Source organism: Sphingomonas citri (genome assembly GCF_019429485.1).
Classification (GTDB): domain Bacteria; phylum Pseudomonadota; class Alphaproteobacteria; order Sphingomonadales; family Sphingomonadaceae; genus Sphingomonas; species Sphingomonas citri.
In genome coordinates, this window is sequence record NZ_JAHXZN010000010.1 from 1 (window position 1) to 14314 (window position 14314).

The 14314-nt window shown below is 71.6% G+C and carries 10 protein-coding genes; 6 read left to right on the forward strand and 4 right to left on the reverse strand.

Annotated elements, in window-relative coordinates:
- The first annotated feature begins 264 nt into the window (after positions 1–264).
- The 4 genes from KZ820_RS18700 to KZ820_RS18715 all read left to right on the forward strand — a co-directional run bounded on the left by KZ820_RS18700 (position 265) and on the right by KZ820_RS18715 (position 6115).
- Positions 265–2181 (forward strand): hybrid sensor histidine kinase/response regulator, encoded by a 1917-nt coding sequence (locus KZ820_RS18700; protein ID WP_308462282.1) that lies wholly within the window; start codon positions 265–267, stop codon positions 2179–2181.
- Between the two features lie 215 nt (positions 2182–2396).
- The gene (locus tag KZ820_RS18705) at positions 2397–2705 is read left to right on the forward strand and encodes a hypothetical protein (RefSeq protein ID WP_219750379.1); all 309 of its coding nucleotides are present in this window, start codon (positions 2397–2399) and stop codon (positions 2703–2705) included.
- A 307-nt stretch (positions 2706–3012) separates the two neighbouring features.
- The gene (locus KZ820_RS18710) at positions 3013–3738 is read left to right on the forward strand and encodes a LuxR C-terminal-related transcriptional regulator (RefSeq protein ID WP_219750380.1); all 726 of its coding nucleotides are present in this window, start codon (positions 3013–3015) and stop codon (positions 3736–3738) included.
- Between the two features lie 19 nt (positions 3739–3757).
- Positions 3758–6115 carry a GumC family protein gene (locus KZ820_RS18715; protein WP_219750381.1) on the forward strand — a complete coding sequence of 786 codons (2358 nt, stop codon included), beginning with the start codon at positions 3758–3760 and terminating at the stop codon, positions 6113–6115.
- Between the two features lie 49 nt (positions 6116–6164).
- Here KZ820_RS18715 and KZ820_RS18720 read toward each other — a convergent pair whose 3' ends face one another.
- The 4 genes from KZ820_RS18720 to KZ820_RS18735 all read right to left on the reverse strand — a co-directional run bounded on the left by KZ820_RS18720 (position 6165) and on the right by KZ820_RS18735 (position 11371).
- Positions 6165–7337, reverse strand: a complete 1173-nt coding sequence (locus KZ820_RS18720) for a deoxyguanosinetriphosphate triphosphohydrolase (protein WP_219750382.1) — start codon at positions 7335–7337, stop codon at positions 6165–6167.
- Positions 7334–9559 carry an SPOR domain-containing protein gene (locus KZ820_RS18725; RefSeq protein ID WP_219750383.1) on the reverse strand — a complete coding sequence of 742 codons (2226 nt, stop codon included), beginning with the start codon at positions 9557–9559 and terminating at the stop codon, positions 7334–7336. The genes KZ820_RS18720 and KZ820_RS18725 overlap by 4 nt, the downstream gene beginning before the upstream one ends.
- A gap of 165 nt (positions 9560–9724) precedes the next feature.
- A complete protein-coding gene (locus tag KZ820_RS18730; RefSeq protein ID WP_219750384.1) occupies positions 9725–10414 on the reverse strand; it encodes a PAS domain S-box protein in 690 nt (229 codons plus the stop codon).
- Positions 10415–10546: 132 nt separating this feature from the next.
- Positions 10547–11371: a class I mannose-6-phosphate isomerase gene (locus tag KZ820_RS18735; protein ID WP_219750385.1), complete on the reverse strand. Its 825-nt coding sequence runs from the start codon at positions 11369–11371 to the stop codon at positions 10547–10549.
- A gap of 116 nt (positions 11372–11487) precedes the next feature.
- Here KZ820_RS18735 and KZ820_RS18740 point away from each other — a divergent pair, with 116 nt between their 5' ends.
- On the forward strand, positions 11488–12486 hold the full coding sequence (locus KZ820_RS18740; protein WP_219750386.1) for an outer membrane protein assembly factor BamD: 999 nt from the start codon (positions 11488–11490) through the stop codon (positions 12484–12486).
- 63 nt (positions 12487–12549) lie between these two features.
- Positions 12550–14205 carry a DNA repair protein RecN gene (recN, locus tag KZ820_RS18745; RefSeq protein ID WP_219750387.1) on the forward strand — a complete coding sequence of 552 codons (1656 nt, stop codon included), beginning with the start codon at positions 12550–12552 and terminating at the stop codon, positions 14203–14205.
- Positions 14206–14314 lie beyond the last annotated feature (109 nt).

Genomic DNA, 14314 nt, shown 5'->3' on the forward strand with positions numbered 1-14314 from the left:
TAGCTCGTCAGGCTCATAACCTGAAGGTCACAGGTTCAAATCCTGTCCCCGCAACCAACCTTCCCCATACCAACACTCCCCCGCAGCTCAAACGCCGGCGGCGGCGCTCGTGTGAGCGCCGCGCCGGCAAGGCGGCGCTGCGAACTGCGCTATGATCCAGAGCTATGACAGGGCCATTGACCCACCCACGCGCTTGGGACGACATCGCTCGACCCGCGGCCTGTCCCGTGGGACCGATCCTTGGCAGCGACGAGCGGGTGTGACGTGAGGGAATGGCGGGTGCCGGAGGCGCTGAGTGGGGCCGGTCGCTTCGAGCGATTGGTCAACTCGGTGCGGGATTATGCGATCTATCTGCTCGACCGCGACGGCCATGTCGCGAGCTGGAACGCGGGCGCCGAGCGCTTCAAGGGCTATGCCGCGGCCGAGATCATCGGCCAGCATTTCTCGCGCTTCTACACGCCCGAGGACCAGGCAGCGGAGCTCCCGCGCCGCGCGCTCGAGGCGGCCGCGACGCAGGGCACGTACGAGGCCGAGGGCTGGCGCGTGCGCAAGGACGGCACGCGCTTCTGGACCAGTGCGGTGATCGACCCGGTGCTCGACGAGAGCGGCGCGCTGATCGGCTTCGCCAAGGTGACCCGCGACATCACGGAACGCCGCGCCGCCGAGCGCGCGCTGCTGGAGAGCGAGCAACGCTTCCGCCTGCTCGTCCAGGGCGTACGGGACTATGCCATCTACCTGCTCGACCCCGCGGGACACGTCACCAACTGGAACCGCGGCGCACAGGCGATCAAGGGCTATAACGCCGAGGAGATCGTCGGGCAGCATTTCTCCACCTTCTACACCGCGGAGGATCGCGCGCGCGGCGAGCCCGCGCGCGCGCTGCGCACCGCGCTGGAGACGGGAAAATATGAGGTCGAGGCGTGGCGCGTGCGCAAGAGCGGCGAGCGGTTCCGCGCCGGCGTGCTGATCGACCCGATCCGCGACGAGAGCGGCACGCTGATCGGCTTCGCCAAGATCACGCGCGATCTCACCGAACGCTGGCAGGTGCAGCAGGAGCTGGAGCGCGCCCGCGAGGCGATGGCGCAGGCGCAGAAGATGGAGGCGGTCGGCCGGCTCACCGGCGGCGTCGCGCACGATTTCAACAACCTGCTCACGATCATCCGCTCCTCCGCCGACCTGCTCAAGCTGCCGACACTCGCCCCGGAGAAGCGCGAGCGGTACGTCGAGGCGATCGCGCAGACGGCCGAGCGTGCCGCCGCGCTCACCTCGCAGCTGCTCGCTTTCTCGCGCCGACAGCCGCTCAAGCCCGAACTCTTCGACGTCAGCGAGCGGCTCGCCGAGATGCGGCAACTGATGCAGACCAGCGTCGGCGGAACCGTTACCCTCAGCGTCGCCAGCCTCGCGGGCGCGATCGTAAACGCTGACCGTAACCAATTCGAGAGCGCCGTGCTCAACCTCGTCATCAACGCGCGCGACGCCATGCCCGCGGGTGGGACGCTCTCGCTGGTGCCGACGATCGTCGACGGCCTACCCGCGGTGCGCGGCCACGGAGGTGCCGCCGGCCGCTTCCTCGCATTGCGCGTCAGCGACACCGGCAGCGGCATCGCGCCCGAGGTGCTCGAGAACATCTTCGAGCCCTTTTTCACGACCAAGGCCGCGAACCAAGGGACCGGACTGGGGCTCAGCCAGGTTCACGGTTTCGCCAAGCAGAGCGGGGGCGAGATCGACGTCCGCAGCGAGCCTGGGATCGGGACCGCCTTCACGCTCTATCTGCCGCTGGTCCGGGGTGCCGGGCCGGTCGTCGCACCACCGCGGCGCGCCCCGACCCGCCCGCTACCGTCGCGTCGGGTCTTGCTGGTGGAGGACAATGAGGCAGTCGGGCAGTTCGCGCGCGGGCTGCTCGAGGAGCTCGGCCAGACCGTCACCTGGGTCTCGAACGGGGAGGCGGCACTCGAGCTGCTCGAGCGCGCCCACGACGAGTTCGACCTCGTGTTCAGCGACGTGATCATGCCGGGCATCGACGGGCTCGAGCTGGCGCGCGCGATCCGCTCGCACTGGCCCGCGCTGCCGGTGGTGCTGACCACCGGCTACAGCCACGCTCTGGTCGCCGAGCAGGACCACGGCTTCGCCCTGTTGCGCAAGCCCTATTCGCTCGGCGGGCTCGCCGACATCCTCGCCTGACGCGTTCGCGCGTTCCGAAGGATTAATCGCTCGTAGCCGTTGACGCTCGCCGACGTGCGGCGCAGCCTTCGCCTTCGTCTCACCACATCGCGACGGGACATGCGCGCGCCACGCTTTCAACGACAGACCGAGCCGCGTCTACAGGCGCGACCGCTTCCCGCTGCGGCACGGCGGAACGCCGCCCTCTGCGCCAGGCCCGACGCAGGGCGCGGCGGGTGATCATCCGCTTCGATCCGTCTCGCGGCGTTGCCCCGGGCGCACCCCGGACGATGATCGTCCGCGCCGGCGAGTGGACGATCGCGATCGTGCGACGCGAGTCGCTGCCCGATCGGCGCGCGGCGCGATGGGTGATCGCCGAGGCCTTCGGCTATCTCGCCGGCGACGAGGGACTCGCCTTCGCCACCTTATTCCACGCGAGATGCTGGTTCATCTGTCGACTCGCGCAATCCGGTCGATCGCTGCTGAGGGGGCAGGCCACCCCATCCTCCAGCTCGACCGGCAATGGAGTGCGCGCGCTGCATTAGCGCGCTCGCGCTGGCGGTCTACCACTTCCGGAGTACCACCCTTAACCAAAGTAGTGGGCCAGATCATCTAGGAAGAGACTTGTCACGCCGAAGAACTAACGTGCGTCGGTAACAAACGCTTATCCATATCGGATGCGTCACGATCTCGGGATTACTCCGCCTGTCCTGAAACGGGTCAATTGTAACTTTGCCGTCGTTCACTTGGCTGCGATCAAATTATATTACGTCGACCAGGGCGCGGCATTACATACAACGATCGTGGGGGCGGTGCGGCAGACACCGGACGATCGGCTCGTGGGGGGAGCAGATGAGCGGACGGATCGGCCTGTTGATTGTATCGCCGAATGAGATCGAGGGCGAAGGACTGCGTCGGTTGCTCGGGGGAGAGCGGTTCGACGTGATCGGTGTGGCACGCAGCTGCGCGGCAGCATGCGATGCCGCCGTACCCGATCTGGTGCTTCTGCGCGCACCGCCGGGCGAGGCCACGGGGATGTGCCGCGACGCGCGCGCGCGCTGGCCGCAGGTCCGCCTCGCGGTGATGGCGCGGGCCTGCGAGAGCGCCGCGGTGGCGGAGGCGATCCAGGCGGGAGCGGACGGCTATCTCAGCATCGAGACCTCGGTCGCGGGGTTGACTGAGATGCTCAAGCTGATCGTGCTGGGCGAGAAGCTGGTGCCCTCGCAGGTGGTCAACGAGCTCGCCTCGCTGCGCCTCGAAGCCGCTACGGTGGAGCCGGAGATCGACCTGGGCGACGTCAACGTGTCCGAGCGCGAGCTCGAGATCCTGCAGGGGCTCATCCAGGGCGAGCCCAACAAGGTGATCTCGCGGCGGCTCTCGATCACCGAGGCGACCGTCAAGGTCCATGTCAAATCGATCCTGCGCAAGCTGCACGTGCTCAATCGCACCCAGGCTGCGGTCTGGGCGCTCAGCCGCGGGCTGGCGCAGCCGAGCGACGGCGCTGTGTCGCCGCGCGTCGCCGCGGCGGCGGAACCGCGCACGCGCGATCGGGCGCCGACACACGAGATGCAGCTCTAAATAGCCGAAGGGGGCTCCGATGCGCGAACTCAGCACGCCCGGCGCGCCGCCGGCGGCGATGCGTCACGGCGAGATCGACTCTGGCGAGAGAAACGGGGGCGCGAGAAACGGCGGCGAGCCGCACTGGGGCGAGCGCGACTGGGCGGACCCCCGCTCGGCCCACCCAGGGACTCGATCGGGGTATCTCAATCTCGCCTCGGTGGTGCGCATACTCTATCGGCGCGCCGCGCTGATCGCGCTGGTGGTGCTGCTCGGCGTGGCGGCGGCGCTGTTCGTCGTTCTGCGGACCACGCCAGTGTACAGCGCGACCGCGACGATCATCGTCAAGCCCGATGACGCCAGCAGCAACGTCGCCGCGCTGCCGACCGCGATCGTGAGTCCCAGCCAGGAGACCGCGATCGAGACCAAGGTCGAACTGCTGCAGTCGCGCAACCTGGCGCGCGAGGTCGCCGCGACGCTGCGCCTGGCGGATGATCCCGAGTTCGCACCGCCGCGTGACGCCCGGCCGGGCCTGCTCGACCGGCTGCTCGGCTGGATCAATCCGCCGACGGTGACCGCCGCGGTTACGCCCAAGACGATCGAGCGCGCGCGCAATGAGGCGGTGGTCGATCGGCTGATCGAGCGGCTCGACGTCAGCCGCGTCGCACGGTCGAGCATGATCAACATCACCGCCTCCTCGGCCGACCCGCGCAAGGCAGCGCTGATCGCCAACCGGGTCGCGGACACCTACATCAAGTCGCAGATGGCCGAGTCGACCGACTCGCGCGTCGCCACGATCGACGATCTCAGCGCGCGACTGGCGCAGTCGCGCGACGCCGCGGTCGCGGCGGATCGCGCGGTCGCCGCCTTCCGCACGTCGCACGGCCTGCTCGTGTCGCAGCCCGAGATCGGCGCCGCGGCGAGCGCGTCGCAGCTCGCCGGGCTGGTCGGCCAAACGCGTGCGGACGGCATCGCGGAGGCGCGCCGCGCCCAGGCGGGCGGCTCCGCCACCTCGCCGCTGCTCGCCGGCCTGCGCGAGCAGGAGGCGACGCTGGCGCGGCGGCAGAGCGAGCTGACCGGCTTCTATGGCCCGGGCTATCCCGAGGTTGCCAAGGTCAACGCCGAGATCGCCGCTCTGCGCACCCGGATCGACCAGGAGAGCGCCAGGATCCGCACCGATCTCGCCGCGCAGGCGGGGGCGAGCCAGGCGCGCGCCGCGGCGATGGCGGCGAGCGCGTCCGGCATCCGCGGCGCCGCGCTGGCGCAGGGCGCCGCCGCGGTGCAGCTGCGCGAGCTGGAGCGCCGCGCGGAGACCGCCAATGCGCTGTACAGCTCGGTCGCGGCGCTGCTGAACGGCAAGCTCAGCCTCGACCCGCAGACTAAAGCGGACATCGCGGTGGTGTCGCGCGCGCCGATCCCCGACTCGCCGAGCTCGCCGCTGCCCAAGCAGGCGCTCGGCATCGCGCTGCTCGCCTCGGCGGCGCTCGGCGCGGTGCTCGCATTGGTGGTCGAGATGATGGACATCAAGCTGCGCACCGCCGAGCAGGTCGAGCGGCTGCTCGGCGTGCGGACACTGGCGATGGTGCCCGACACGCGGCTGGAGGATGGGTCGGGCGCTGCCAGCCACGATCTGGTCAACCAGCGGCCGCGCTCGCGCTTCGCCGAGGCGATGCGCAACCTGCTGATCGAGCTGGAGGGGCGCCGCACCAGCCAGTCGCACGTGGTGGTGATCACCTCGCCGCTGGAGGCGGAGGGCAAGAACACGATCGCCAAGAGCCTGGCTGCCACCGCCACGCGGGTCGACCAGCGCGTCGTGGTGGTCGACTTCGACCTGCGTCGTCCCGAGCTCGCGCTCGGCAGCGCCGCACCCGGCGAGGTGCCGCAGACCGGCGTGGTCGCGTATCTCGCGGGCGACGCCTCGTTCGACCAGCTCAGCGTGTCGCACGAGGGGCAGCCGTTCGCCTCGCTCGGGGCGGGGCAGGCGCCGCTCGACCCCGGCGCGCTGCTGAGCTCGCCGCGGCTGCCGCGCCTGATCGCGCAGCTGCGCGAGCATTACAGCCTCGTCATCCTGAACGCCCCGCCGATCCTGCCGGTGCGCGACGCCAAGATGCTCGCCGACGTGGCCGACTCGACGCTGCTGGTGCTGCGCTGGGGCAAGACCGATCCCGAGGCGGCGCGGGTCGCGGTTCAGGTGTTCGGCCGCTCGATCACCGGCGCGGTGATCAACATGGTCGACGTCGCGGCGCACGCGGGGCGGCGCTACGGCGACATGATCCACCACGTCGCCCGCTCGTCGAGCTACTACGACCGCGCGATGCCGCGGCGAGGCTGGCGTCGCGTCAGCGGCGGCGCGCGCCGGATCGCGGCCAGCGCGGCGACGACGCTGCATCTGAACTGATCGCGGCGCGAGGCGACGCAGCGTTGATTTCGCGTCGGATCGCGCTGGCTCAGAAGCCCTCGGGCAGGTCGATCGCGCCGACCACCTCGCGGTAGCGCGCGATCGCGTAGCGATCGGTCATGCCGGCGATGAAGTCCGCGACGTGGCGCGTGATCCCGGGCTCGTCCTCGGGAAGCCGCGCGCGCCACTCGTCGGGCAGCCGCGCCGGGTCGTCGCGATAGGCGGCGAACAGCCCCGCCACGACCTGCGCGGCGGCGCCCGCCGCGGCGAGCTGCCGCGGGTGATGGTAGAGATTGGCGTACATGAAGCGCTTCAGCTCGCGCTCGGCGCTCGCCATCGCCGGCGAGAAGGCGATCAGCGGCTGGCCCGCGGCGCGTACCTCCTCCACGTCCGTCACGCCGGCAGCGTCGATGCGGCGTCGCGACTCGGCGATCAGATCGTTGACCATCGCGCCGATCTGGCTGCGGATCAGCTCGCCGGCGAGGCGCGCGCGCGGGACATCGGCGAAGCGCCCGGCAACGCGGTTCCACCCCTCGGCGACCAGCGGCACCGCCATGATCTGCTCGAGCGTCAGCAGGCCGGCGCGCAGCCCGTCGTCGATGTCGTGATTGTCATAGGCGATGTCGTCCGCGAGCGCGGCGACCTGCGCCTCGAGCGAGGCATATGTGTCGAGCGCGAGCGCGGCCTCGGCGTCCGCCTCGGCCAGCGCCCAGCCGGGGCGGCGCACCGGGCCGTTGTGCTTGGCCAGTCCTTCGAGCGTCTCCCAGGTGAGATTGAGGCCGGGCCAGCGCGGATAGGGGCGCTCGATCCGCATCAGCGTCCGCAGCGTGTGGCCGTTATGGTCGAAGCCGCCGTGCGCGCGAGTGGCAGCGCGCAACGCGTCCTCGCCGGCGTGGCCGAAGGGCGGGTGGCCGATGTCGTGCGCGAGGCACAACGCCTCGGTGAGATCCTCGTTGAGCCCGAGTGTCCGCGCGATCGTGCGGCCGATCTGCGCCACTTCGAGGCTATGCGTCAGCCGCACGCGGAAATGGTCGCCGTCGGGCGCGAGAAAGACCTGGGTCTTGTGACGCAGTCGGCGAAAGCTGATCGAGTGGATGATGCGATCGCGGTCGCGCTGGAAGGCGTCGCGCGGACCGCGGTCGCCCGCGTCCTCGCGGTGCAGCCGACCGCGGCTGCGCGCCGGGTCCGACGCCCAGGGCGCACGGTGCTGGACTCCGCTCACTGGTCGTCGAGCCGGGATACTTTCTGGCCCGCCTCGCTGGTGAAGGTGAAGGCGGAGAGTCCTTGTTTGGCGAGCGTGTTGACCATCGCGCGCGCCTCGGCCTGGGTCTTGAACGGACCGGTGACGACGCGGTTGGTGGCGCGCAGCGGCGTCGTGTAGGCGCGCTTGCCCGCCAGCGCCGGCGCCTTGCCCTGCGCCGACTTCCACGCCTTGCCGAGATCGCCGGGGTTCGCGCCGCCGGCGACCTGCACCCAGATGCGCGCGGGCTCCTCGCGCTCTGCCTTGGCCCCCTTCGCCGAGACCTTGGAGCCGGTCTTGCGGGTCTTGCCGGCCGGCGCGTCCTCCGCGTCGCTGTCCTTCTTGGCGGCCACCTTCCTGTCGCCCGCCCCTTTCTTGGCGGCTACCTTGGCGGCGGTGCCCTTGGCGGGCGGCTCGTCGTCGGTCGCGGCACGCCCACGCGCGCCCTTCTTGCCGACGGGCGCATCTTCCTCCTCGGCGGCGCGCGACGTGCGCTTGTCCGCGGCGGCGAGCCGCCGGCCGCGCGCCCGCGTCGGCTCGACCGGTTCCTCGGCGGTCACGTCGCGCGTGGTGACGCGCTTCGCCGCGGCGAGCCGCTGGCGCTTCTGCTCGTCGGCGGCCGCGTTGCGCTCGGCCGCCGCCGCCGCCTCGTCGAGCGAGGCACCGGTCGGGGCGGGCGGCGCGGCGACCGCGACGACGCGCTGCGTGCCCGGCATGGGCGACACGCCGAGCTCGGCGCCGGGCACCGAGATGCCCGCGACGATGCGCGCGAGGATCGAGTCCTCGCCCAGACGCGGGGGCGTCGGTCGCGCGGCGGCGATCGCGGGCGCCGGGGTGACAGGGCGGGGCGTGACGGATGAGGGCGGCGGCGTCGGCGTCGGTCGCGGAGATGTCGCAGCCGCGACCTGCACGGCGGCGGTCGGGAGCGAAGTAGAAGTCGGGGCGCTCGGCGTCGGCGTCGCGGCGGCTGTGCCGCTCGGCGCGGGCGCGGCAGGCGTGCGCGTGGTCGGCGCCGCGCTGACACTGGTGAGCGACGCCACCGGCGCGGACGTGGTCGGTGCGCGCGCGACGCTGGCGGGCGCGGCGGAGGCCGGCGGCGTCGTGCGCGCGGCCGCGGTCGACGGTGTCGCGGGCAGGGACGCGGCGGCGACCTGCGGCGGTGGCGTCGGCGTCGGCGTCGCGGGTACCACAGGACGCGCGGCGAACTGCCGGCCGGCGGGCACGGCGCGTGCGGCGAGCTGGCGCTGGCGCTCGGCTTCTTTCAAGCGGCGACGTTGCTCGCCGCGCGACAGCGGCTTCTCCGCGACGGGTGTCGGCGTCACGGCGGCGACCTCGACCCGCCGCGGCGCGTACGGATCGGCGGCGAGCACGGGCAGCGCCGGCACCATGCGCGCGTCGGCGAGCCGCGCCGCCGTGGGCGCCACCTCGCCGAAATGCACCGCGAAGGCGCGATCGGCGGCGTTCAGCGTCGGCAGCCGCTGGAAGAAGGCGGCGAGCCCCTGCGCCATGCCGGGCGGCATCATCCCGGTGGCGATGCGGTTCGCGCCCGAGACGTCGCCGCCCATGGCGAGGATGAAGGCGCGCGCGCGCCACGCGCCGCGGTCGGAGCGGCGCAGCAGTGCGTCGATTTCCGCCAGTGCCTCCTGCTGCCGCCCCGAGATGCCGAGCGACAGCGCGTAGCGGCGGCGTATCTCGTCGAGCTCGTCGCCCTGTGCCCCACCCTGCACCAGCGCCAGCCGATAGTCGCGCTGTGCGCGCTCCTGCTCGCCGATCAGGTCATAGGCGAGCCCGCGATCGTCGGCGTAGCGCGCCATCACCGCGCCGTAGCGTTGCGCCTCGTCGAAATAGCGCAGCGCCTCGCCGGGGCGCTCGCCGTTGACCAGGATGCGGGCGATCCCGCCCTTCACGCGCGCGTTGCGCGGATCGATCGCCTCGGCGCGCTTGTACAGCGCGGCGGCGGCGGTGGCGTCACCGAGCTTGAACGAAAGCTCGCCCGCCTCGACCAGTGCGGAGAGGTCGCGCGGCGACGCTCCGATGCGCCGCACCAGCTCGGCGAGCCGGTCGGCCTCGGGGTTGGCGGCGGGCATGATCGCCTGCGCGCGCGCGTTCGTCGCGGGCACGGCGGTGAGCGCGGCGGCGAGCGCCAGCGGCGCGAGCGCGGCGGCGAGCGTGCGTCCCGGTCGCGGGCGAGGGACGTCGGTCATGCGAACTGTTCTCCCCGCCCGCGATGCGACGGGCGGAATGGCTAAGGCCCGTCGCCGGGCCGGGCCGCCGTCTAGACCGGGTGGCGGCTGAACCGGCAATGTCGCCGCCGGCGGTGCTGCGGTGAAGCGCGCCGACCCGGCGACGAGCCGAGCCGGGCGCGGCGCTTAGATCTTCTCGGCCGCGGCGAGATAGTCCCACATCTGCTTGCTGCCCTCGCTCGTCAGCCGCAGCAGCACGCGGCGGCGGTCGACCGGGTCGGCCTCGCGGCACACCAGCCCGCGTTCGACCAGCATGGTGATCTGGCGCAGCGCGGTGGTGAGGGGCGCCCCCGACGCGACCGCCGCGCTGGTGGTATAGGTCTGGCGGTTGGACAACTCCTGGACGAACAGGTCGAGCATCAGATCGAAGGCGGGCTCGCCGAACATCTCGCCCTGGAAAAAATGCGAGCGCAGCCGCCGCTTGGCGAGGATCCGCTCGGCCGCGACGCGGAGCAGCCGGCGCTGATCCTCGACCCGCGGCGTCTCCAGCACCTCGACCGTGGCGAGCTGGCGCCGCTTGGTACCGGTGTGGAACAGGCTGACGTGGTTGGTCACCCAGATAGCGCTACCGTCGGCGGCGATGTACCGCTTCGTGATCGAATAGGGGTCGCCGCCGGCGAGCAGCGCGTCCGAGCGCTGGCGGTTGACGGTCCGATCGTCCTGGTGCGTGAATTCCAGGACACTGCGACCGACCAGGAGGTCGCGCCCGTAACCGAGCATGGCGACATAATCGTCGTCGGCGTCGACGACTCGCATGTGCTCGTCGACCAGGCAACTCATCAGGCTCCGCGACGCCGCGCGATCCATCGCGTCCATCCCCGTGTTCGTGCCGCGATCGCGGTCTGATGCACATCGCTAACATGAATGATGCGGGAATGGAGCGAAGAAGATTTACTATGGATCAAATTCAGGAGCTTAGCTTATGTTAGCGGCGCTCCCGCGAGGGGCTCATAGCCGTCGCTGCCCGGGGTAGGCGAACAGCAGGTCGGCGTCGTTCGACGCGTGCAGCTGCTCGTGCCCCGTAACGGTGACGCACTCGCCCGCCTTCCATTCGACACCGGCGACCACGCCCTCGCCGCGGATGGGAACGAGCCAGCCGGTCGTGCCCTCGGGCAACGCGATCTCGCGCGCGCCGCCGGTCCAGCGCTCCAGCACGAACTTGGGCCCCTCGACGAGGATGGTGCGCCCTGGCGCGACCTCGCCCGGTGACGGATAATCGACATAAGGCTCGAGGTCGGCGACCGCGACGCCGTCGTCGAGGTGCAGTTCGCGCGGCCGCCCATAATCGAACAGGCGATAGGTGGTGTCGGAGTTCTGCTGCACTTCGATCAGCGTCAGGCCCGCGCCGATGGCGTGGATCACGCCCGAGTGCGAGTAGAAGAAGTCGCCCGCCTTGACCAGCTTCCAGTCGAGCTTGTGCTCGAGGCTGCCGTCCTCGGCGCTGGCGCGCAGTTCCTCGCGCGTGATCGGCTGGAGCGGGCCGAGCGCGATCGTCGAGTCGGGCTCGGCCGCCAGGATCGTCCAGCACTCGTCCTTGCCGCGCGGCAGGCCACGCTTCTGCGCCTCCTCGTCGGAAGGGTGATCCTGCACCGACAATTTCTCGCTGGTGAACAGGTATTTGATCAGCAGCTCCGACTGTTCCGGGTGGGGCGACTGGAACCAGATCTCGCCGATCGGCTCGGCGTCGGGGGCGGGATCGGGGAAGCCGGGGAACAGGTGATGCCGCCCCCAGGGCTTCTCGACGCGCTTGGTGGCGAGCAGGGTGGCGGGCATGCGGACTCCTTGGGTGCGAGCGGATCGAGCGGCGACAACGTGCCGTGCGCGCGGCGCGTTGCGTCCGCGTGAAAGCCGTTGTTCGTCGCGACCTCCTTAAGCTAAGAGCCGGGTCGATGCGTACCCCCCTTTTCCGCTCCCCCTCCGTCCGGCCGCTCGCGCTCGGGCTCGTCGCCGCGCTGGCGCTACCGGTCGCCGGCTGCGCGGGCAAATCCAACCGCGCCGATCTGCCCTATGTCGCGCGCGACGTCGGCACGCTCTACTCGGCCGCCAAGCAGCGGCTCGACCAGGGGCGATACAAGGAGGCGGCGGCGCTGTTCGACGAGGTCGAGCGCCAGCACCCCTATTCCGTCTGGGCGCGCCGCGCGCAGCTGATGGGCGCGTTCAGTTACTATCTCAACCGCGACTACACGCCGGCGATCCAGGGCGCGCAGCGCTTCCTCTCCGTGCACCCCGGCAACCGCGATGCTCCCTACGCTTATTACCTCGTCGCGATGAGCTATTACGAGCAGATCAACGACGTCACGCGTGATCAGAAGATCACCTCGCAGGCGCAGGACGCGCTCGGCGAGCTGACGCGGCGCTATCCCAACACGCGCTACGCCGCCGACGCGCGGCTGAAGATCGACCTGGTGCGTGACCATCTCGCCGGCAAGGAGATGGAGATCGGCCGCTTCTACGAGCGGCGCCGGCAGTGGCTCTCCGCCACGCTGCGCTTCCGCCGCGTCGTCGACGAATATCAGACCACGACGCACGCGCCCGAGGCGCTGATGCGGCTGACCGAGACCTATCTCGCGCTCGGCGTTCGCCCCGAGGCGGAGAAGGCCGCCGCGGTGCTCGGCGCCAATTACCCGGGCAGCGAATGGTATCAGCGCGCCTACAAGCTGATGCGCGAGTATCCTGCCAAGCCGCTGACGCCGCTCGCGCCGGGCGAACTGGTCGTGCCGGTAGCGACCCGGTCGGGCGTGCCGGGCGAGGCGACGGCCGCGCCGCCCAGCGCCGAGGCACCCGCGCCGACGACGCCGACCACCACCGGCGGCGACAATCCCTCCGGCAGCACCGCCCCCGGCGCGGTCACCGACACGCCCGCGACGACGCCGAGCGCGCCGCAATAAGCGGTAATTGCGGAACAGAAGGGGTAAACAGGCGCACGATTCGCCGCTAAGGAGCGCAGGCCGATGCTGACCGCGCTATCCATCCGTGATGTCGTGCTGATCGAGGCGCTCGAGCTGGAGTTCGGCGCCGGCCTCGGCGTGCTCACCGGCGAGACCGGCGCGGGCAAGTCGATCCTGCTCGACGCGCTGGGGCTGGCGCTCGGTCGCCGCGGCGAGAGCGGATTGGTGCGCAGCGGCGCGACTCAGGCAGTGGTGACCGCCAGCTTCGACGCGCCGCCCGCGGTGGCGGCGCTGCTCGCCGACAACGGGCTGGAGCTCGAATCGGGCGAGCCGCTGATCATCCGCCGCATCGTCAAGGCGGACGGCGGCAGTCGCGCCTTCGTCAACGACCAGCCCGCGTCGGCGGCGCTGCTGCGCGAGCTCGGCGCGCTGCTCGTCGAGATCCACGGGCAGCACGACGACCGCGGGCTGCTCGCCGCAGCGGGTCATCGCGCCCTGCTCGACGCCTACGCGCGGGGCAACACCCGTGCGGTGGCCGAGGCGCACGCGGCGTGGCGCGCCGCCGAGCGCGCCCTGGACGAGGCGCGCGACGGCATCGCCGCGGCCCAGCGCGACCGCGAGTGGCTCGAACATTCGGTCGCCGAGCTCGTCTCGCTCGCGCCCGAGCCGGGGGAGGAGGAGACGCTGGCCGAGCGCCGCCGCGCGATGCAGCGCGCCGAGAAGGTGGCGGACGACCTGGGCGCGGTGACCGACCATCTCGACGGCGGTGACGGCGCGCTGACGCATCTGCGCCAGGCCGCGCGCGTGCTGGAGCGGATCGCGGAGGACCATCCTGCGCTGGGCGACGCGCTGGCGGCGGTCGATCGCGCGCTGATCGAGGGCGGCGCGGCCGAGGAGCGGCTGCGCGAGGCCGCCGCAGCGCTTCTGTACGACCCGCGCCAGCTCGAGGACGACGAGGCGCGGCTGTTCGAGCTCCGCGCGATGGCGCGCAAGCATCGCGTCCAGCCCGACGAGCTCGCCGCGCTGGCGGGCGACCTGGCCGCGCAGCTCGAGCGGCTCAATGCCGGGGAGGAAGGACTGAGCGGTCTAGAGCGCGCGGTGGCGACAGCGCGAACGCGCTACGAGGCCGCCGCCGCCGAGCTGACCGCGATGCGTACCGCGGCGGCGACCCGGCTCGATGCCGCGGTGGCCGACGAATTGGCGCCATTGAAGCTCGACGCCGCGCGCTTCCGCACCGTGGTTGCGCCGCTCGCGGAGGCCGACTGGTCGGCGGCGGGACGCGATCGGGTCGAGTTCGAGATCGCGACGAACCCGGGCGCGCCCTTCGCCGCGCTCGCCAAGATCGCTTCCGGCGGCGAGCTGTCGCGCTTCATCCTCGCACTCAAGGTGGCGCTGGCGCAGGAGGGCGGCGCGACCACGATGATCTTCGACGAGATCGATCGCGGGGTCGGCGGCGCGGTGGCGAGCGCGATCGGCGAGCGGCTGGCGCGGCTGGCGCAGGCGACCCAGCTGCTCGTGGTGACGCATAGCCCGCAGGTGGCGGCACGCGGCGCGACGCACTGGCTCATCGCCAAGTCGAGCGACGGGGTGGTGACTCGCACCGGCGTGCGCCCGCTCGACGCTGCCGAGCGTCGCGAGGAGATCGCGCGCATGCTGTCGGGCGCGACGGTCACCGACGAGGCACGCGCCCAGGCGGAGCGGCTGCTCGAGGCGGGGTGAGAGGGGGCGTGCGAGGTAAGCTGATCCTCCCGGCGAGCGGGAAGGATCTGGTCGCTGAGCCACGTTCGGTAGTTCTGATCACGCCTCGCCCCCGAGCCTCACCGCGCCG